This window comes from Streptomyces sp. NPDC007095 (assembly GCF_040634475.1).
Lineage (GTDB): Bacteria > Actinomycetota > Actinomycetes > Streptomycetales > Streptomycetaceae > Streptomyces.
The window spans coordinates 33,137-52,824 of sequence record NZ_JBEYFS010000070.1; the positions used below are offsets into that span (position 1 = coordinate 33,137).

The following is a 19,688-nucleotide window of genomic DNA, read 5'->3' on the forward strand; positions in this document are numbered from 1 at the left end:
TGTTCTCCCCTCAGGAGATGAAGATCGCTCGCTCGGGGCAGGACCTGACGGCCTCGACGGCCTCGTCCTGCTGGTCGTCCGAGACCTCTTCCTTGATCACCGATGAGTGACCGTCGATCTCGCTGAGCTCGAAGATGTCCGGAGCACGCATGGCGCAGAGCGTGTGACCCTGGCAGCGCTCCGGGTCTACCCGTACCTTCACGTCGCTTCCTTCCTGCCGCGGGGGTGGTTACTTGAGGTCGGCCAACGACTTGCCGACATCGGCCAGGGTCATGGGCTTGGTGTAGGTGCCCTTGAACTTGTAGGGGGTCACGTTGCAGCGATAGGCGCCGGTGTCCGGCTTGAAGTCGGCGGCCACCCAGCCCTTGGCGGTCGCCTTGACCGGGTCGAAGCACTTGGGAGGCACGGTGGGGGACGACAGGTCCATCGGGGCCTGCAGGCCACCGCCGGTCCACGCGGTCTGCTTGCGCGCGTTGTCGTACACGCACGTGCGGGTGAGCTCGGCGCAGTCGCCTGCGGCCGTGGCGAACAGCAGCCAGCTGGAGAAGGCCTTCAGTGCCGGCAGGGTGACCTGGGCATCGGGGGCGTACTTCTTGTAGAGGTCCTCGACCATCTTGGTCGCCGGGTTGGCGGAGGCGTCCTCCAGCGGGGAGAAGCCGCCGAGGTCGGCGAAGTTGGCCTGCTTCGCCAGCGCGGGACCGGCCAGCTGGATGAAGGCGGGGCCGTAGGCGTTGCTGTTGGCGTCGATCCAGTCGGGTGCGTAGCCGATGTTGGTGAGGACCTGCTCCAGCTTGGCCAGACTGGCGAAGTCGCCGAGGAAGACCAGTCCCTTGACCTTCTTGTTCTTGATGGCCTGGGCGTACGGCGTCCAGTCGGACACGCCCTGGGCCGGATACAGGTCCGAGTAGGTGATCTTGCCGCCCGCCGCGGTCAGCGTCTCCTTGTCCTGCGCGGTGATGGGTTTGACGACCGGGGAGTCACCGGCGATGATCCCGACGCTGCTCGCCGACGCCGGGTACGCCTCCTTGAGCAGCCAGGAGAAGTAGCCTCCGTAGGGTGAGTAGCCGGTCGCGGCGCCCTGGACGGTCACCTGGAGGTCCGCTCCGATGGCCTGGCTGGTCTGGGCGGGGAAGTCGGGGAGCAGGCAGTTCAGCCTGTCCTTGACGCCCATGCCGTCGAGCGCGGCGCCGCCGCCGACGAGCGCGAAGTCCGAGCGGCAGGCCTCGATCATCCGCTGGCGGACCTCGACGAGCTTGGAGTCGTGGGTGACGGGGACGAGCTTGCGTCCGTTGATGCCGCCCGCGTCGTTGCACCAGGAGGTGAACACTTTGGCCGCGTCGACGAACTCCGGGTTCTTGGTGAAGCCGACGTCGCTGAAGACGCCGATCTTGATCTCGGAGTTGGTGACTCCCTGGGAGGTGGAGGCCTTGGCGGTGCCGGAGCGGCAGACGTGTCTGAGCGTGCCGAAGTCGGCCGCCGCGGCGGAGTCGGACGCCGAAGCGGAGGGCTTGTCGCCGCTCGGCGACGTGGTGGAGCGGGCGGAACACCCGGCCAGGGCCAGGACGGCCACAGCGATGAGCAAGCGTCTCATCGGTTCTCCTCGATTTCGTTCCCCGAAAAAGGGTGGTCAGGTGACCGCGCCCGCTTCTTTCAGCTCGATGATGCGGGGCCAGTCCAGTCCCAGTTCCATGAGGATTTCCTCGGTCTGGGCAGCGAACTCGGGCGCCGGCCCGAGTGAGGGAGCGGTGGTGTCGAACTGCACGGGGCTGGCGGCCAGATCGATCTCGCCGACCCGGAGCAGGTACTCGTTCGCCCGGATCTGCGCGTCGGCACCCACCTGCAGGGTGTCCTGCACCGGGGCCCACGGCCCGGCCAGGGTGGCGAAGCGTTCGGTCCACTCGGCGAGGGTGCGGCCGGCCAGCACCGTCCGCAGGATCTTGACGGCCTCTTCGGTGTGGGCGGCGAGCTGCTCCGCCGTGGCGAAGCGGGGGTCGTCGGCCAGCTCCGGGTGGTCGATGTGCCGGCACACGTCGGCCCAGAACTTGCCGGGCTGGAGCATGACGAAGGCCAGATAGCGGTCGTCGGCCGTGGCGTAGATGCCGGACAGCGGGTTGATCGGCGAGCCGTGGACACCGGGCACCGGTGCCACCCAGGACTTGTCGAGGTGCAGCGAGACCGCGGTGGCCTGGCCGTTGGCCCATACGCCGCTGCCGAGCAGGGAGACGTCCACGACCGACGGTTCGCCGGTGCGCTCGCGCCGCAGCAGTGCCGCCGCGATGCCTCCGGCGAGGTTCGTGCCGGAGATGGTGTCCCCGTAGGCGGGCGTGGGGCTGATCATGCCCTCGACACCGGGCGGGGTGATGCTGGCGGCGGTGCCGCCCCGGGCCCAGAAGGCGGTCATGTCGTACCCGCCCTTCTCGGATTCCGGTCCGCGCGGCCCGAGCGCGCTGCCGCGGGCGTAGATGATGCGGGGGTTCACCGCGCGGATGTCGTCCACGTCGATGCCGAACCGACGCCGGTGTCCGGGCAGGAAGCTGGTGAGGAACACGTCGGAGCGGCGGGCCAGGTCGTAGAGCACTTCCTTGCCCTCGGGCCGGGTCATGTCGAGGCCGAGGCTGCGCTTGCCCCGGTTGGCGTGCTCGATGTTGGGGTTCGGGTCGCCCTCGACGCGCAGCGTGCCGGTCTGCCGCAGACCGCGCTGCGGATCGCCGGTCACGGCGTGCTCGACCTTGATGACGTCGGCGCCCCAGTCGGCGAGCACGGCTCCCGCCGAGGGGACGAAGCCGTACATGGCGACTTCGAGGACGCGGATGCCTTCGAGCGGACGCATTACGGGACCACCACCGCGAAGGACTTGGTCTCCAGGAACTCCTCCAGTCCGGCGACGCCGCTCTCCCGGCCGACGCCCGACTGCTTGTAGCCGCCGAAGGGGACTTCCTGGGAGAAGTAGTTGCCGCCGTTGATGCTGAAGGTGCCGGTACGGATCCGGCGCGCCACGGCGATGGCCCGCCGCGCGTCGGCGCTGTGCACCGCGCCCGACAGACCGAAGATCGAGTCGTTGGCGATGCGCACGGCGTCGTCCTCGCCGTCGTACGGGATGACCGCGAGCACCGGTCCGAAGACCTCGTCCTGCGCGATCTCGCTGGCCGGGTCGACGTCGGCGAGCAGGGTGGGCGTGTAGAAGAAGCCCGGGTCGACGCGCTTGCCTCCGGTGACCAGGGTGGCGCCGGCCGCGACGGCCCGCTGCACCATGCCGTCGACCTTGTCGCGCTGGCGCTCGCTGATGAGCGGCCCCATGAAGGTCTTGGGATCGGCCGGATCGCCGTACGACACGCGTTCGAGGCCGGCGGCGACCATGGCGACGATCTCGTCGTGGTGCTCCCTCGGCACGAGCAGTCGGGAGGTGAGCGCACAGCCCTGTCCCGAGTGGGAGCAGATGGTGAAGGCCGCGAACATGGCGGCGGCGCGGAAGTCGGCGTCGTCGAGCACGATCATGGCGGACTTGCCGCCGAGTTCCAGGAAGACCTTCTTCACGGTGGCACTCGCGGCCTTCATGATCCGGCGGCCGGTCGCGGTGGAGCCGGTGAAGGTGACCATGTCGACGTCGGGATGCTTGGTGAGCACCTCGCCCGCCTCGACCCCGGAGGAGACGATGACGTTGACCACGCCGGGCGGGATGTCCGTGTGCTCGGCTATCAGTTCGCCCAGGTACAGGGTGGTCAGCGGGGTGTCCGGGGCGCCCTTGAGGACGACCGTGCAGCCTGCCGCGAGCGCGGGGACCAGCTTGGCGAGCGCGAGCTGGTTCGGGTAGTTGTACGGGATGATCGCGGCGACGACCCCGGCCGCCTCCTTCTCCACCCAGCGGCGGTGGCGCTGCCCGCGGATCTCGGTCTCGCCGAGCTCCTCGGTCAGCGGGTACTTCTCCAGCAGGTCGGTGTAGTACGAGACCAGCTTGATCGGCTCGTCCAGCTGAGGGCCGTGGGTGAGCATACGGGGCGCGCCGACCTCGGCGATCGTCAGGTCGCGCAGCTCTTCCTGATGGTCGGTCAGCGCCTGGTGCAACTGGCGGAGGCAGCGCAGGCGCAGGGCGGTGTCGGTCGCCCAGCCCGTGGTGTCGAAGGCGCGGCGGGCGGCCGATACGGCGGCTTCGGCCTCGGCGGCCGTGGCGTCGGGGGCCTGGTCGAGCACCTCGCCGGTCGCGGGGTTGAGCGAGGGGAAGGTGTGGTCGGTCACGACGAGCCGGCCGTCGATGAGCAGGCGCTTCACAGCCGGACCACCTGTCCGCCGTCGACACTGACGACCTGACCGGTCAGCCAGCGCGCCTCGTCGGACAGCAGGAACAGGAGGGCGGGCGCCAGGTCTTCGGGCGTGCCCATCCGCTTGATTGCCAGGCTGTTCGTCATCTGCTCCTGGAACTCCTTGGGCACGATGCTCCGGGTGGCGTCGGTGTCCGTGGGTCCCGGCGCGATCCCGTTGACCCGGATGTTCTTGCCGCCGAGTTCGGCGGCGAGCGAGGCGGTCAGGCTGTTGATCCCGGCCTTGGCCAGTCCGTAGTAACCCCCGCCGAGCCAGGCGGCGGTGGACGACTGGTTGACGATGGCGCCGCCCTCGGACATGTGCGGGACGACGGCGCGGGTGCAGTGCAGCGCGCCCATCAGATTCACCTGGAGGAAGCGGTTGAGATAGTCGAGGGGGACCGTGGTGAGGCCGTCGCGCCTCATGCTGTGGAAGATGGCAGCGTTGTTGACCAGGTAGTCGATGCGTCCGAACTCTGCCATCACGGCGGCCGCCATCGCCCCCGCCGACGCCGGGTCGGCCACGTCCACCTTGACGAACAGAGCCGCGTCGCCGATCTCCTTGGCGACCCGCTCGCCCTGTTCCTCGTTGAGTTCGGCGACCACCACGCGTGCGCCCTCGGCCGCCAGTGCCCGGGCATAGCCCTCGCCGATGCCCTGGCCCGCGCCGGTGACGATCGCCACCTTGTCCTGGAACCGCATCCTGCCTCCTTGCTCGGATGTGGTGGAAACTACATTCTCGGTCTGCGCAAATCAATATTCCGGAAACGAGAACGTCATGCCAGATAAGAGAAGGCGACGACCGGCCAAACCTGACCATCATTCAGAATCTGAGGCCGAACTCGCCGGGTTGGCGAGAGGCCAGAGGCCCGCCGTCCCGGTCCTTCCGGTGGACCAACAGGCGAGAATACTATTCTCGCATCCGGAAGGGAGATTTTCATGATCGCAACGAAGGCCCTCAACCCGAGCCTGGGCGTAGAGGTCACCGGCGTCGGCAATCTGCTCGACGATCAACTGATCAGCCGGTGCGCGGAGGCGCTCCAGTGGCGCGGCATCCTTCTCATCCGCGGGCTGCACCTCGACGACGAAGGCCAACTGGCCTTCAGCCGCAAGCTGGGCAAGGTCTTCGCGGTGCGGGGAAAGGAGATCTTCACCGTCTCGCTCGACCCGGCCAGGAACCCGACGGCCGAGTACCTCAAGGGGACGTTCCACTGGCACATCGACGGCACCACCGACCCCGTACCGACCAGGACGACCACGCTGACCGCCCGGCACGTGGCCATGACCGGCGGCGGGACCGAGTTCGCCAGTACCTACGCGGCGTACGAGAACCTTCCGGAGGCGGACCGAAAGCAGTACGACGACCTGCGCGTGGTGCACAGCTTCGAGGCGGCCCAGCGGCTGGTGACGCCCGACCCAGGGCCCGAGGTGCTCGCGGGCTGGCGCGAAGTCCCCACCCGCGAGACGCCGTTGGTGTGGAAGCGCCGCGACGGCCGCCGCTCCCTGGTGATCGGGGCGACGGCGGACCACATCGTCGGCATGGCGGCCGCCGAAAGCCGGGCGCTGCTGGACCGGTTGCTGGAGTGGACCACCCAGGAGAGGTTCCGCTACACCCACGACTGGCGGGTCGGCGACCTGGTGGTGTGGGACAACACCGGGATGCCGCACCGGGCGCTGCCGTACAGCGCCGACTCGCAGCGGACGCTCCAGCGCACCACCGTCGTCGGTGACGAGGCGCTGTCATGAGGACGGCGGTCGTCACCGGCGGCGCTTCCGGTATCGGTCTGGCCATCGCGGAGCGGCTGACGAAGGACGGCTACCAGGTCGCCGCGCTCGACCTCAATCCGTCGGACACGAGTGTCGTTCCGGCCACCGACGTCGCCGACCGGGCCCAGGTCGATGCGGCGCTGGCCGCGGTCAGGGAGCGGCTGGGACCGGTCACGATCCTGGTCAACGCGGCCGGAACGGACGGCTTCAAGCGCTTCTCCGACCTCACCTTCGAGGCCTGGCACCGGGTGATCAACGTCAATCTGAACGGCGTCTTCCACTGCGTGCAGGCCACGCTTCCGGACATGACGGAGGCGGGCTGGGGACGGATCGTCAACATCTCCTCCTCCAGCGCCCAGTCGGGCCAGCCGTTCATGACGCACTACGTGGCGTCCAAGTCGGCGGTCAACGGCCTGACGAAGGCGCTGGCCCTGGAACTGGGCCCGTTCGGCGTGACCGTCAACGCGGTGCCGCCCGGTTTCATCGACACCCCGATGCTGCGCAAGGCGGAAGCGCGCGAACTGCTCGGCGGGACGGTCGAGGAGCACATCCAGCGCACTCCGGTACGACGGGTCGGTCGCCCGGAGGACATCGCCGCGGCCTGCGCGTTCCTCGTGTCGGAGGAGGCCGGATACATCACGGGCCAGATCCTGGGTGTGAACGGGGGCCGCAACACATGAACCGTATCCCGCCGCTCCCCTACGAGGAGTGGGACACCGAGGCGCTGGCGTCCCTCGCGCCGGGGCGCAAACTGCCGCCGTCCAACGTCCTGGGCCTCTTCGCGCAGCACCCGGAACTGGCCACGGCCTTCCTGGGCTACAGCCGATACCTACTGAGCCGCCGTTCGACACTGTCGCCGCGCAGCCGCGAACTGGCCATCCTGCGGGTGGCCTGGCGCAGGCGCTGCCAGTACGAGTGGTCCCAGCATGTACTGATCGCCCGGAAGGCCGGCGTCACCGACGAGGAGATCGACGCGATCCGCGTCGGCAAGCCGACCCCGATCACGAGGGCGGTGGACGAACTGGAGACGGACTCAGGCCTGTCCGACGACACCTACCAGGCGCTCGCCGCCGAACTGAACGACCGGCAGCTCATGGATCTGGTCTTCACGATCGGCACGTACGGCCTGCTGGCCATGGTCCTCAACACCTTCGAGGTGGAGCTCGATCCCGGCCTACCTGTGGAGAACTTCACTACCACTGAGTGAGAATGCTATTCTCACTCCGGAAAGGGGAGCAGCCATGCCACACTTCAGCAAGCCTGAGGCCGGGAGCTGGACCGAGCAGTACCCCGAACTGGGCACTAGTCCCGTGAACTACGAGGACTCGATCGATCCCGCCTACTACGAGGCCGAGCGCGAGGCCATCTTCAAGCGGACCTGGCTCAACGTCGGCCGCGTCGAACAAGTCCCCAAGCCCGGCCACTACTTCACCAAGGAACTCGCCGCCGCCGGCACCTCACTGATCATCGTCCGCGGCCGCGACCAGCAGATCCGCGCCTTCCACAACGTCTGCCGCCACCGCGGCAACAAGCTCGTCTGGAACGACTTCCCGGGCGAGGAGGTCAAGGGCACCTGCCGCCAGTTCACCTGCAAGTACCACGCATGGCGCTACGACCTCACCGGCAAGCTCACCTTCGTCCAGCAGGAGGGCGAGTTCTTCGATCTCGACAAGGACGACTACGGCCTCAAGGAAGTCGCCTGCGACATCTGGGAAGGCTTCGTCTTCGTCAGCCTCGACCCCCAGCAGAACCTGCGGGAGTACCTCGGGGACATGGCCAAGGGCCTGGAGGGTTACCCCTTCCACGAGATGACCGACGTCTTCACCTACAAGGCCGAGGTCGGCAGCAACTGGAAGCTGTTCATAGACGCCTTCGCGGAGTTCTACCACGCACCCGTCCTGCACCAGAAGCAGGCCACCAAGGAGGAGGCGGAGAAGCTCCTGGGCTACGGCTTCGAGGCGCTCCACTACGAGTTGCACAGCCCGCACTCGATGATCTCGTCCTGGGGCGGCATGGCGCCGCCGAAGGACCCCTCGATGGTCAAGCCGATCGAACGGGAGCTGCGCAGCGGCCTGTTCGGCCCCTGGGACCGGCCCGACATCGCGGGCCTGGACCCACTGCCGACCGGTGTCAACCCGGCCCGCCACCGCTCCTGGGGCACCGACTCCTTCGTGCTGTTCCCCAACTTCATGCTGCTCATCTGGGCACCGGGCTGGTATCTGACGTACCACTACTGGCCGACGGCCGTGGACAAGCACCTGTTCGAGGCGAACCTCTATTTCGTCCCCGCGAAGACGGCCCGCGACCGCCTCGCCCAGGAACTCGCCGCCGTCACCTTCAAGGAGTACGCACTCCAGGACGGCAACACCCTCGAGGCGACCCAGACCATGCTCAAGGGCCGCTACGTCACCGACTTCCCCCTCAACGACCAGGAGATCCTCCTGCGTCACCTCCACAAGGTCGTGAGGGACTACGTGAAGGAGCACGCCGATGCTGCCGAGTGACTTCGCCGAACTAGAGCCCTACAGCGACTGGGTCCTCGGCAGCGAACGCGAACGCTACGCCAAGCGCCTCGCCAGCAGCATGGCCGACATGCAGGCGTTCTACGACGCGGCGTTCCCCCTGCTTGACCGCGCGACGACACACCTCGACACGTTCCCGCTCGACGACCTGCCCGAGCCCGAACGCAATCTGATGCTGCTCATGTTCTCCCTCGTCATGGTGTCGTTCCCCATCGAGGTCTGGAAGCAGCCCCGCGTCCCCGACTCGGGCGCCGCCTACCTCGACGTCATCGCCGAGCCGCAGGTCTGAGCGTGATCACGCTCAAGGCCGCCCGCGTCCTGCACGTCGACACGGGGCGGATCGAGGAACCGGGCCTGGTCACCGTCGACGGCGACCGCATCGCAAGCGACGGCGGAGAAGGAGGCGAGGGTGACGTCCTGGATCTGGGCGACGTCACCCTGCTGCCCGGCCTGATGGACATGGAGGTCAACCTCCTCATGGGAGGCCGGGGCGAGGTCCCGGGCCTCTCCCCCGTCCAGGACGACCCGCCGCTGCGCATGCTCCGCGGGGTCGCCAACGCACGCCGGACACTGCGCTCGGGTTTCACCACCGTCAGGAACCTCGGCCTGTTCGTGAAGACCGGCGGCTATCTGCTGGACGTCGCCCTGGCCAAGGCCATCGACGCCGGCTGGATCGACGGCCCCCGCATCGTCCCCGCGGGGCACGCGATCACCCCGACCGGGGGGCATCTGGACCCCACGATGTTCGCCGCGTACGCCCCCGGCGTCATGCCCCTCTCCCTGGAGGAGGGCATCGCCAACGGCGTCGACGAGGTGCGCAAGGCCGTCCGCTACCAGATCAAGTACGGCGCCCAGCTGATCAAGGTCTGTGCGTCGGGCGGGGTCATGTCCCACACCGGCACCGCGGGCGCGCAGCACTACTCCGACGAGGAGTTGCGGGCCATCGTGGACGAGGCCCACCGGCGCGGACTCAAGGTGGCGGCGCACACCCACGGCGCCGCCGCCGTCCGGTCGGCCGTGGAGGCCGGCATCGACTGCATCGAGCACGGCTTCCTGCTGGACGACGAGACCATCGAGCTGATGGCCGAGCGCGGCACCTTCCTCGTCGCCACGACCGCTCTGATCGACGGCATGGACATCTCCAAGGCCCCACCCGAACTGAAGGCCAAGGCCGGCGAGATCTTCCCGCACGCCAGGACGGTCGTCGCCCGGGCCCTCAAGGCGGGCGTGAAGATCGCGGTCGGCACCGACGCGCCGGCGATCCCGCACGGCCGCGGCGCCCAGGAGCTCATCGCCCTCGTCGAGCGCGGGATGACTCCGCTGGAGGTGCTCAGGGCGGCGACGGTCAACGCGGCCGAACTGATCGACGCCGAGGACCGCGGACGGATCGCCGAGGGACTCCTCGCGGACCTGATCGCCGTACCCGGCAATCCGCTGGAGGACATCTCGGTGATGGCCGACGTCCGCTTCGTGATGAAGGGAGGGAAGGTCTTCCGTCACGAGCGCGGCTGAACGAGGTCTGTCCGCTGGGTCGTTCTGAGGGGCGGGGCGCGTTTCGCGCCCCGCCCCTCAGGACGTCATCTTCAAGCCGGCCGCGTTCACTGCGCCTTGATGTGGTCCTTCATCTCTTCCAACCGCGTGAGGATCGGGTATCCGCCCACGCTCAGCGCGTTCCCGTGCCCGGTCTCATGGATGTCGAACACCGACTGGACGGCCGCGTAGAAGCCCTGCACGTCCAGGGTCTGGTTGACGGCCCGCTTGGCCTGGCGGAGCGCGAAGGGGTGCATCCGCGCGATCTGCCCGGCCAACTCCATGGTCGCCGCGTCCAGTTCGTCGAGCGGTACGACACGGTTGACCATGCCGACCTTCTCCGCCTCCTCGGCGGTGACGGCCCGTCCGGTGAAGAGGATCTCCTTGGCCTTGCGCGGTCCGAGCTCCCAGGTGTGACCGTGGTACTCCACTCCCCCGATGCCCATGTGCACCACGGGATCGGAGAACTCGGCGTTCTCGGCGGCCACGATCAGATCGCAGGGCCAGCACAGCATCAGGCCGCCCGCGATGCACTTGCCCTGGACCGCGGCGATCGACGGCTTGGGCACATTGCGCCAGCGCAGGGTGTACTCCAGGTATCTGCGCGCCTCGGCGGTGTAGATCCACTCCAGGGTGATCTTGTCGGGGCTCGGCCAGCGGTCCTTCAGGTCGTGGCCGGCCGAGAAGTGCCGTCCGTTGCCCCGCAGCACGATCACCCGTACGTCCTCGTCGGCCGCGGCGCGGGTCCAGGCCGCGTCCAGGTCGTCGAGGAGGCTCATGGTCTGGGCGTTGGCGACCTCGGGCCGGTTGAGGCTGATGACCGCGACCCGGTCCTCGACCTCGTACAGAATCTGGTCCATCCACGTCCTCCTGGGTCATCTCGGCAGGCCGAGGATGCGCTCGGCGATGATGTTGCGCTGGATCTCCGAGGTGCCGCCCGCGATCGTCCCGGCGAAGCTGCGCGCGTACCGCTCGAACCAGCTGGAGATGAAGTTGTCGATGCTCATATGGTTCGGCGGGCCGGTCACTTCGGGATGGACCAGGCCCTCCGGCCCGCGGTCCTCCAGTGCGTTGAGGCTCGCGACCTGGATCGCCTCGGAGCCGAGCAGCTTGAGGACCGAAAGCTCCGCCGGGTCGTGGTCGCCGCCCAGTTGGCGGTAGCCGAGAAGCCTGAGCGCCTGGGCGTCCATGAGGAGTGTCGCGTACCACTCCTCGTCGCTGGGCGCGTCCCGGATCAGGTCGTCGAGGCGCTCGGCGAAGCTCAGCCACAGCATGGTCCGCTCGTGCCCGAGCGAGCCGTGCGCCACCGACCAGCCCTTGTTCAGGGGGCCGACGAGGTTCTCGCGCGGGACCCTGACGTCGGTGAAGAACACCTCGTTGAAATCGAGGTCGTCCTGCGCGGCCATGGACGCGAACGGCCTGCGCACCACGCCCTCGGTGTCGGTGGGGATGAGCAGCACGCTGATGCCCTTGTGCTTGGGCACGGCCGGGTCGGTGCGGACGAACGTCAACAGGACGTCCGCGTCGTGCGCGCCCGAGGTCCACACCTTCTGCCCGTTGACGACGAAGTGGTCGCCGTCCAGGACCGCGCGGGTGCGCAGCCCGGCGAGGTCGGATCCGGCGCCCGGCTCGCTCATGCCGAGCGCCGCCGTGATCTCGGTGCGCAGGATGGGGATCGCCCAGCGCTGCTTCTGCTCCTCGGTCCCGAAGGTGAGGATCGAGGCCGCGATGATGCCGATGCCCTGGGGGTTGAAGCTGTGGTAGATCCGCCGCCCCGACAGCTCCTCCAGGTGGGCGAGTTGCTGCGGCAGGGTGGCGTCCCGGCCGCCGTACTCGGGGGGTTTGCCGGGCAGCAGCCAGCCCGCGTCGAACAGCGTGCGCTGCCAGCGGCGCGCCCACGCGGGGACGTCGGCGCTCGACCGCGACGCGGGGTGGGCCTCGCCGGGGGTGGGCAGGTGGGCGTCGAGGAAGGCGGCGAACTCGGCGCGGAACTCCTCCACTTCGGAGCCGGAGTCCAGCTTCATCCCGCCACCACCCCTTCCTGCCCTCTCGTCTCCCGATCCGGCCCGGACCTCTCCAGATCCGGCCCGGACCTCTCCCGCTGCGACCCCGGCCTCTCCCGTTCCTGCCGCGTCTGTTCCAGCAACGCCCTGCGGTGTACGGCCGCCGTCCCCAGCAGCAGATCGCCGGCCATGGCCCGCTTGAGGTGGATCTGCAGTTCGTTCTCCCAGGTGAAGCCCATCGCTCCGAAGAGCTGGAAGCCGTTACGGAAGACGGTCCGCTGACACTCCCCGGCGGCGGCCTTGGCCATCGAGGCCGCCCTGCCGCTCCGTGGGTCGTCCTCGGCGATGGTCAGCGCGGAGAAGTAGGCGAGGGCCCGGGCCCGTTCGATGGCGACGTACATGTCCGCCGCCTTGTGCTTGACGGCCTGGAAGGAGCCGATGGGCACGTCGAACTGGACGCGTTCCTTCACATGGGCGACGGCCAGGTCCAGGATGCGCCGGCAGCTGCCGACCGTGGAGATCGCCAGACCCATCAGGGCGAGGTCCGGGATCCCGGGGACCAGGTCGGGGACCTCGACATGGGCCGTGTGGAGGGTGGGGTCGAAGATGTCGACGCGTGCCGCGCCGAGCTCCGGGCCCGCCACGATCCGTACGCCGTCGCGGGTGAGCAGGGCGATCTCGTCCGCCCGGTCCGCGTCGAGGACGAACCGACCGGTGCCGTCGAACACTCCGGTTCCCGAGCCGCCCGGCAGCCGCCCGGCGAGCGGAGCGAACCAGGTGGCCGTGGCCAGGAAGGGGGTCGGATCAGCGGCGTACCCCAACTCCTCCAGGACGATGGCCAGTTCCACCGGAGGGGCCTCCAGCCACCCCAGTTCCAGATAGGTCGCCCAGAGCCGGTCCTCGGGCTGCGAGCGGGACTTGGCGACCGTTTCCCTCACCAGCCGTTGCAGCAGCCGTTGGTCCTCGTCGAACTCAAACTCCACGGCCCACCTCCAGAAGGGTCTTGCCGATGGCGCGGCGGTCCAGGTCCAGGGCGGTCGCCACCTCGTCGAGCGGGTGGACGGCATGGACCCGGGGGTGGATCAGACCCTCGGCGAACATGCGGTTCAGCTCGGCGCGGGTGACGGCCAGCCGCTCCCGGCCGTGCCGCGCCCAGCCGCCGAAGTCGAAGCCGTGGATCGTGACGCCCTTGAGCATCGCCAGATTGAGCGGGAGCCGGGGCACCTCGCCGCTGGCGAAGCCGACGTTCACGAACCGGCCGCCCCAGCGCATGGCCCGCAGCGCCTGTTCGGAGTGCGGTCCGCCGACCGGGTCGATCACGACGTCGGCGCCGCCCGCATCCCGCAGCCGCCGCTTGAGGTCGTCGTACGGGAGTGCCTCGTGAGCGCCCTGTTTGAGGCAGGCCGCCCGCTTCTGCGCGGTGGAGGACACGGCGACCACCTCCGCGCCGAGCAGCGCGGCCAGTTCCACGGCCGCGAGACCGACCCCGCCGGCCGCGCCCAGCACCGCCACCCGCTCCCCCTCCTGGAGGCGGCCGATCAGTGTCAGCGCGTTGTACGCGGTGGCGTGCGAGACCCCGAAGGCCGCCGCGCGCCGGGTCGGGATCGTGTCGGGGATCCGGTACAGGCTGGCCGCCCGGACGGCGACCCGCTCGGCGAAGGCACCGACGAATACGGACCCGAAGACCCGCTCACCCTTCTCGAACCCGTGTCCCGACTCGGCGACCACCCCGGCGAACTCGCTGCCCGGAGTGAACGGCAGGTCCGCCTTCACCTGGTAGGTGCCCCGGATCACCAGGATGTCGGCGAAGTTCACCGCCGCGTAGTGCACGTCGACGGGTACCTCACCGTCCGGGTCGGGGACCTCCTCGACGACCACCGGGCCGCCGACGGCGTGGCATCGGGCCGCCCTCATAGCCGTGTCGTCGCGGCCAGTTCGGCCGCCTGGGCCGCCATCTGCAGGACCGCGTCCCCGTAGTAGGCCATCTTCGGGTTGCCGCCGTCGCCCTTCACATGGCGGGCATAGCCGCCCTCCAGCACGATCGCCATCTTGAACCGGGCGAGGATCACGTAGTAGTCGATGTCGCCGACGTCCCGGCCGCTGACCTTGGCGTAGTGCTCGATGATGTCGGCCCGGTCCGGCATTCCCGTGTAGTCGGCGTACCTGCCCGCGGCGTCCCGGTCCTCGTCGGCGTTCGGCCAGCCCATGACGACCCAGCCGAGGTCGAGCAGCGGGTCGCCGACGGTGGCCATCTCGAAGTCGACCAGGGCGGCGAGCTCGGCGGGCGCCCCGTGCTTGAACATCACGTTGGCGAACTGGTAGTCGCCGTGGATGATGCCCGGCTCCCAGTGGCGGGGCCGGTGCGTGCGCAACCAGGCGGCCGCCGCGTCCAGTCCCGGTATCTCGCGGAACCTGAACTTCGCCAGGTGCGCCTGCCAGCGGTCCACCTGGCGGTCGTGGAAGCCGTCCGGCCGGCCGAACCCTTCGAGTCCCTGGGCCCGCCAGTCGACGTTGCCGAGCTTGGCGATGCCCTCCACCAGCTCGTAGGCGAGACCGGGGCGCAGGGACAGGTCGCTCCTGAAGGGCTCGGGCCAGCCGTCGGTGTTCATCGGTGACCAGCCGTTCACATGGCCCATGAGGTAGAAGCACGAGCCGATCACGTCGGTGTCGTCGCAGACCGCGATGGCCTCCGGGTGCGGCACCTCGGTCCCGCCCAGCGCGTTCAGTACCCGGAACTCCCGCAGCATGGTCTCGTTGCGGCCCGGCGGGACCTTCTCCGGGGGCTTGCGCAACACCATCCGCCGCTCGCCTCGCCTGATGTCGAAGATGTCGTTGGAGGTGCCCCCGGAAATGAGGGACACCTCGACCGGTTCACCCGGAGCGATGTCCTGACCGTCCAGCCAGCGGGCGAGCGACTCGATGTTCACATGTTCTCCAGCTGCTTGCGGGCCCACTCCCGGCGAGCGGGCAGATGCTGTGAGGGCCAGGGCCCCGACGCGGCCTCGTAGCCGCGCAGGAGGTCCTTGGCCACCGTGACCTTGTGGATCTCCGAGGGCCCGTCGACGACCGCCATGACGGCCGCGCCGGTCCACATGTCGGCGAAGGGCATCTCGTTGGACACGCCCAGGGCGCCGTGCAGGTGCATGGAGCGGTACACGATGTCGTGCAGCACCTTCGGCGTCAGGAACTTGATGGCGGAGATGTCCTTCCGGACCCGCTTGTAGTCCTGGTACCGGTCGATCTGCCAGGCCGTGTGCAGCACGAACAGCCGGAACTGCTGCAACTGCGCGTACGAGTCGGCAAGGTCCGCCTGGACGAGCTGCTTGTCGGCCAGCCTGCTGCCCTGGGTCTCCCGGGACAGGGCGCGCTCGGCCATCATGTCCAGTGCCTTCTGGCACTGGCCCACGACCCGCATCGCGTGATGGACCCGCCCGCCGCCGAGCCGGGTCTGCGCGATCGCGAAGGCCTGGCCCTCACCGCCGAGCAGCGCGTCACCGGGGACGCGGACGCCGTCGTACTCGATGAGCGCGTGCATGCCCTCGTCCGGGGCCTCGCTCATCAGACCGAGGTGGCGCTCCATCCGGATGCCCGGAGTGTCGCTGGGCACCAGGAACATCGACATGCCCCGGTAGGCGCTGACGTCCGGGTCGGTCACGGCCATCACGATGACGAACTTCGAGGTGCGCGCGTTGGAGGAGAAGAACTTGCGGCCCGTGATGACCCAGTCGTCGCCGTCCCGTTCGGCGCGTGTGGTGAACATCTTCGGGTCGGCGCCGGCCTGCGGCTCGGTCATGGAGAAACAGGAGAAGCACTCGCCTTCGAGCAGCGGCTTGAGATAGCGCTCCTTCTGCTCCTCGGTGCCGTAGCGAGCGATGATCTCGGCGTTGCCGGTGTCCGGCGCGGCCGTGCCGAAGATGACAGGGGCCCAACTGGACTCGCCCAGGATCTCGTTGATGAGGGCCAGCTTGAGCTGTCCGAAGCCGCGTCCGCCGAGCTCCGGGCCGAGGTGGGGCGCCCACAGGCCCTGGTCGCGCACCTGCTGCTTGAGAGCCCGGACGACCGGGCCGGTCTCCTCGTCGAGGGGGTGGAAGGCCCGGTCCGGGTACACCAGGTCCAGCGGGTCCACGCGCTCGGCGCGGAACCACCTGATCCACTCCAGTTTCTTCTCGAACTCCGGCTCGGTGGAAAAGTCCCATGCCATGTCAGACGATCCTCGTTTCGTGGTTCCGCCAGTACGTCTCCCGGAGCGGGCCCTTGCGCAACTTGCCGCTGGGATCCCTGGGCAGACTGAGGACGAAGTCGACGGCGCGCGGGCACTTGTACGGGGCGAGACGCTCCCGGCAGTACGCGAGCAGCTCGTCGGCGGTCACGTCGGCGGCGGCCGGCTGGACCACCGCGAGGACCCGTTCGCCCCTCTCGGGGTCCGGGACCCCGATCACCGCGACGTCGGCCACCCCGGGGTGCATGACCAGGACGTCCTCGGCCTCCTGCGGGTGGATGTTGACCCCGCCGGACACGATCGTGTGCTCGACCCGGTCGGTCAGATACAGATAGCCGTCCTCGTCGAGGTACCCGATGTCACCCAGGGTGTTCTCGCCGAAGTGGACGACGCCGTCGACGATGCGGACGTCGTCGCCCGCCCTGCCCACCGATCCCGGGTGGGCCAGCCACTCCTGCGGACCGATGACCGTGAAGCCGTACGCCTCGGTCCCGGAGTACAACTCGTGGATGATCGGACCGAACCAGTCGAGCATCCGCCGCTTGACCTCCACCGGGCAGGGCGCGGCACCGTGCAGGACCACGCGCAGGCTGCTCAGGTCACGGGCGCGCCGCGCGGCGGGCAGCTTCAGCAAGCGGACGAACATGGTGGGGACGAACTGTGCGTGCGTGACCCGGTGACGCTCGATCAGCTCCAGGCACTCGGCCGCGTCGAAGCGGTCCATGACCACGAGGGTCGCGCCGAGCCGCAGCAGCGACATGCAGTAGACGAGCGGTGAGGCGTGGTGGAACGGGGCCGTCGAGAGGTACACGGCCTCAGGGCCGAAGCCGTAGTGGGCCAGCCCCTGGGCCACTTGTACGCACTCGGCCGCGGGGTCGCCCATCGGGCCCGCGGTGAGCTGCTTGCGCACGGCCTTGGGACGCCCGGTGGTCCCTCCCGAGAAGGGGAGCTCCCGCCCCTCGCACTCCTCGAACTCCCCCGTGCCGGGCGCCGCGAGCAGGCGCTCGTACACCTCCTCGGTGATGAGCAGCTTGCCCTCCGCCATCTCCTCGACCTCGGCGGGGAGGAGATGGATGTTGACCGGCGTATAGAGGAGGCCGGAACGCTGGGCGGCCCAGGCGACTTCGAGGAAGGCCGCGCCGCTGGGCATACGGATCGCGATGGCGTCCCCCGGCCTGAGGCCGAAGGCCGCCGCCAGCTGCCGGGACCGTGCGTCGAGCTCGGCGTATGTGACGGTCCTGCCGCCGCTCTCGATGACCGCGATCGCGTCGGGGCGCTGCTTCGCCTGCCATCCCAGATGCATGCGGTGAGAATATCATTCTCAGTGAACGCAAGTAAGAGTCTCGTAACCTGCGATGCGCGATTCGGTAGGGCGCCGCAACTTATTCCCACTGAAGTGGAGTATCGTTCTGCAAGTGACCGCAGTCCCCGAAGAACCAGCGTGGCGCCAGCGCGCCGTAGAGCGATCGACCCGTGCCGCGAAGCTTCGCGCCGAGCAACGCGTGCAGCGCTTCCTGGACTCGGCACAGGAGTTGATCGTCGAGAAGGGCACGACCGACTTCACCGTGCAGGAGGTCGTCGACCGCTCGAAGCAATCCCTGCGCAGCTTCTACCAGCACTTCGACGGCAAGCACGAGCTGCTCCTCGCCCTGTTCGAGGACGCGCTCTCGATGGGCGCCGCCAAGGTCCGCGAGGCGTCCGCCACGGAGAGCGATCCGCTGCAGCGCCTGCGGATCGCCGTCGAGACTCTCTACGAGCAGTCGCACCCCAGCCCCGGCGTCCAGCGCCCGCTGTTCAACGACTTCGCGCTGCAACTGCTGGTCAAGCACCCCGAGCAGGTGGCGACCGCCCACATCCCGCTGCTCACGGTCTTCACTGAAATCATCGAGCAGGCCGCCGAGGCCGGTCTCATCGCCGGCGGGAAACCCCGCCGTCAGGCCGCCCTCGTCATGCAGACCGTCATGTTCGCCTCACAGGCCCACGGCGTCCCCGCCGACAGCCACGCCCACCCGGTGACCTCCGAGGAGGTCTGGCAGTTCTGCCTGGGCGGCATCTCGGGCGTTCCGGCCACGGCGGGCAGGTCCGCCTCCGCGTAACACGGGTCCCGCCCCCCTGACCCACCCGCACGGGGAGTTCCATTCTCTATTTCGGAGAGTATGGTTCTCACCATTGCGCCGGAGGATCAGGGGGTTCCCATGACCGTACGGACGGACGCCAGGCCTCACTACCGGGTCGTCCAATGGGCCAGCGGCAACATCGGCTCCCGCGCGCTGCGGGCGGTCCTCGAACATCCGGACCTGACGCTGGCCGGGCTGTACGCGCACACGACGGACAAGGCGGGACGTGACGCGGCGGAGCTGTGCGGCCTGGGCCCGACCGGTGTGATCGCCACTCACGACATCGACGAGATCGTGGCGCTCGGCGCCGACTGCGTCCTCTACATGCCGCGCGCCTGCGACATGGACGAGGTGTGCCGGTTGCTGGCCTCGGGCGCGAACATCGTGACGACGCGGGGCGAGTTCCATCGCGCCGCCGGCCTCGACCCCGCGGTGCGCGAGCGGGTCGAGGCCGCGTGTGAGAGCGGCAAGTCCTCGATCCACAGCACGGGCAGCAGCCCGGGGTTCATCACGGAGGCGCTGCCCCTCGCCCTGACCTCGATCCAACGACGGCTCGACGGCCTGACGATCGAGGAGTTCGCCGATCTCTCCCAGCGCGACTCGCCCGGACTCCTCTTCGACGTGATGGGGTTCGGCAAACCCCCCGCCGAGTACGACGAGCGCCGGCTGTCCGTGGTGCGCGACAGCTTCGGCCCGTCGCTGCACATGGTCGCCGACACCCTCTCGATCCCGCTCGACTCGGTGGAGGCCGAGGGGGAGGTCGCGACCGCGCCCCGCCCGGTCCACATCGCGGCGGGCACCCTGCGGCCGGGCACCGTGGCCGCCCAGCGGATCACGGTCTCGGGACTGCGGGACGGCCGGCCGTTGCTGCGCTTCCGGGCCACCTGGTACTGCACCACCGACCTCGACCGCGCCTGGGACGTCCGCGCCACCGGCTGGCACATCACGATCGAAGGTGACGCGCCACTCGACATCGACCTGCGCTTCCCGGTGCCGCTCGACCGGATGGCCGCCATGTCGCCCTCGTACACGGCGAACCGCGCCGTCAACGCCGTACCGGTCCTGTGCGAGGCGTCCCCCGGAATCCGCTCGACCGCCGACCTTCCGCACATCGTGGCCCGGCTCGGCTGAGCCGCCGTGCTAGGCCCTGTCGTCAAATTCCCGTCTGCCCTGCGACGCCATGCACGCACTCTCACCGCACCAGGCACAGACCCAAGTACGTCCAGTACGAGGGC

20 protein-coding genes are annotated in these 19,688 nt (G+C 69.1%); 8 read left to right on the forward strand and 12 right to left on the reverse strand.

The features are described from left to right. Positions 1–10: 10 nt before the first annotated feature. Genes ABZ656_RS24100 through ABZ656_RS24120 form a run of 5 tightly spaced genes read right to left on the reverse strand, consistent with a single transcriptional unit; the run spans position 11 to position 4,997 of the window. Positions 11–202 (reverse strand): ferredoxin, encoded by a 192-nt coding sequence (locus ABZ656_RS24100; RefSeq protein WP_054235694.1) that lies wholly within the window; start codon positions 200–202, stop codon positions 11–13. A 27-nt stretch (positions 203–229) separates the two neighbouring features. After that, the gene (locus tag ABZ656_RS24105; protein WP_360270387.1) at positions 230–1,591 is read right to left on the reverse strand and encodes an ABC transporter substrate-binding protein; all 1,362 of its coding nucleotides are present in this window, start codon (positions 1,589–1,591) and stop codon (positions 230–232) included. A gap of 36 nt (positions 1,592–1,627) precedes the next feature. Continuing rightward, positions 1,628–2,830: a CoA transferase gene (locus ABZ656_RS24110; RefSeq protein ID WP_360270389.1), complete on the reverse strand. Its 1,203-nt coding sequence runs from the start codon at positions 2,828–2,830 to the stop codon at positions 1,628–1,630. Then, positions 2,830–4,266: an aldehyde dehydrogenase family protein gene (locus ABZ656_RS24115; protein WP_218978352.1), complete on the reverse strand. Its 1,437-nt coding sequence runs from the start codon at positions 4,264–4,266 to the stop codon at positions 2,830–2,832. Before ABZ656_RS24115 ends, ABZ656_RS24110 begins: the two co-directional genes overlap by 1 nt. Continuing rightward, positions 4,263–4,997, reverse strand: a complete 735-nt coding sequence (locus tag ABZ656_RS24120) for an SDR family oxidoreductase (RefSeq protein WP_360270391.1) — start codon at positions 4,995–4,997, stop codon at positions 4,263–4,265. Before ABZ656_RS24120 ends, ABZ656_RS24115 begins: the two co-directional genes overlap by 4 nt. 237 nt (positions 4,998–5,234) lie before the next feature. On the opposite strand from ABZ656_RS24120, the gene ABZ656_RS24125 reads away from it, so the two are divergent. Genes ABZ656_RS24125 through ABZ656_RS24150 form a run of 6 tightly spaced genes read left to right on the forward strand, consistent with a single transcriptional unit; the run spans position 5,235 to position 10,096 of the window. Continuing rightward, positions 5,235–6,041, forward strand: a complete 807-nt coding sequence (locus tag ABZ656_RS24125) for a TauD/TfdA family dioxygenase (protein ID WP_101406943.1) — start codon at positions 5,235–5,237, stop codon at positions 6,039–6,041. Continuing rightward, on the forward strand, positions 6,038–6,742 hold the full coding sequence (locus tag ABZ656_RS24130; protein WP_101406944.1) for an SDR family NAD(P)-dependent oxidoreductase: 705 nt from the start codon (positions 6,038–6,040) through the stop codon (positions 6,740–6,742). Before ABZ656_RS24125 ends, ABZ656_RS24130 begins: the two co-directional genes overlap by 4 nt. Then, positions 6,739–7,269 (forward strand): carboxymuconolactone decarboxylase family protein, encoded by a 531-nt coding sequence (locus ABZ656_RS24135; protein WP_360270394.1) that lies wholly within the window; start codon positions 6,739–6,741, stop codon positions 7,267–7,269. The genes ABZ656_RS24130 and ABZ656_RS24135 overlap by 4 nt, the downstream gene beginning before the upstream one ends. Before the next feature lie 34 nt (positions 7,270–7,303). After that, complete coding sequence (locus ABZ656_RS24140) at positions 7,304–8,566, forward strand: aromatic ring-hydroxylating dioxygenase subunit alpha (RefSeq protein WP_101406946.1); 1,263 nt, start codon at positions 7,304–7,306, stop codon at positions 8,564–8,566. Continuing rightward, positions 8,553–8,873, forward strand: a complete 321-nt coding sequence (locus tag ABZ656_RS24145; RefSeq protein ID WP_101406947.1) for a hypothetical protein — start codon at positions 8,553–8,555, stop codon at positions 8,871–8,873. The genes ABZ656_RS24140 and ABZ656_RS24145 overlap by 14 nt, the downstream gene beginning before the upstream one ends. A 2-nt stretch (positions 8,874–8,875) precedes the next feature. Further along, positions 8,876–10,096, forward strand: a complete 1,221-nt coding sequence (locus ABZ656_RS24150; protein ID WP_101406948.1) for an amidohydrolase family protein — start codon at positions 8,876–8,878, stop codon at positions 10,094–10,096. An 86-nt stretch (positions 10,097–10,182) separates the two neighbouring features. Here ABZ656_RS24150 and ABZ656_RS24155 read toward each other — a convergent pair whose 3' ends face one another. Genes ABZ656_RS24155 through ABZ656_RS24185 form a run of 7 tightly spaced genes read right to left on the reverse strand, consistent with a single transcriptional unit; the run spans position 10,183 to position 17,639 of the window. Beyond that, positions 10,183–10,974, reverse strand: coding sequence for an enoyl-CoA hydratase (locus ABZ656_RS24155; protein ID WP_101406949.1), 792 nt, complete (start codon positions 10,972–10,974; stop codon positions 10,183–10,185). 15 nt (positions 10,975–10,989) lie between these two features. Further along, a complete protein-coding gene (locus tag ABZ656_RS24160; RefSeq protein ID WP_360270397.1) occupies positions 10,990–12,138 on the reverse strand; it encodes an acyl-CoA dehydrogenase family protein in 1,149 nt (382 codons plus the stop codon). After that, the gene (locus ABZ656_RS24165) at positions 12,135–13,100 is read right to left on the reverse strand and encodes an acyl-CoA dehydrogenase family protein (RefSeq protein WP_101406951.1); all 966 of its coding nucleotides are present in this window, start codon (positions 13,098–13,100) and stop codon (positions 12,135–12,137) included. Before ABZ656_RS24165 ends, ABZ656_RS24160 begins: the two co-directional genes overlap by 4 nt. Beyond that, a complete protein-coding gene (locus tag ABZ656_RS24170) occupies positions 13,090–14,031 on the reverse strand; it encodes an NADPH:quinone oxidoreductase family protein (protein ID WP_101406952.1) in 942 nt (313 codons plus the stop codon). The genes ABZ656_RS24165 and ABZ656_RS24170 overlap by 11 nt, the downstream gene beginning before the upstream one ends. Beyond that, positions 14,028–15,044, reverse strand: a complete 1,017-nt coding sequence (locus ABZ656_RS24175) for a phosphotransferase family protein (RefSeq protein ID WP_101406953.1) — start codon at positions 15,042–15,044, stop codon at positions 14,028–14,030. The genes ABZ656_RS24170 and ABZ656_RS24175 overlap by 4 nt, the downstream gene beginning before the upstream one ends. Continuing rightward, a complete protein-coding gene (locus ABZ656_RS24180; RefSeq protein ID WP_190173876.1) occupies positions 15,041–16,318 on the reverse strand; it encodes an acyl-CoA dehydrogenase family protein in 1,278 nt (425 codons plus the stop codon). The genes ABZ656_RS24175 and ABZ656_RS24180 overlap by 4 nt, the downstream gene beginning before the upstream one ends. Before the next feature lies 1 nt (position 16,319). Further along, entirely contained in the window at positions 16,320–17,639 is a 1,320-nt protein-coding gene (locus ABZ656_RS24185) for an AMP-binding protein (protein WP_360270401.1), read from the reverse strand. A 112-nt stretch (positions 17,640–17,751) separates the two neighbouring features. Here ABZ656_RS24185 and ABZ656_RS24190 point away from each other — a divergent pair, with 112 nt between their 5' ends. Together ABZ656_RS24190 and ABZ656_RS24195 are read left to right on the forward strand one after the other, a co-directional pair. Further along, positions 17,752–18,432, forward strand: a complete 681-nt coding sequence (locus ABZ656_RS24190) for a TetR/AcrR family transcriptional regulator (RefSeq protein WP_360270403.1) — start codon at positions 17,752–17,754, stop codon at positions 18,430–18,432. A gap of 99 nt (positions 18,433–18,531) precedes the next feature. Beyond that, positions 18,532–19,584: a dihydrodipicolinate reductase gene (locus ABZ656_RS24195; RefSeq protein WP_360270405.1), complete on the forward strand. Its 1,053-nt coding sequence runs from the start codon at positions 18,532–18,534 to the stop codon at positions 19,582–19,584. Positions 19,585–19,688 lie beyond the last annotated feature (104 nt).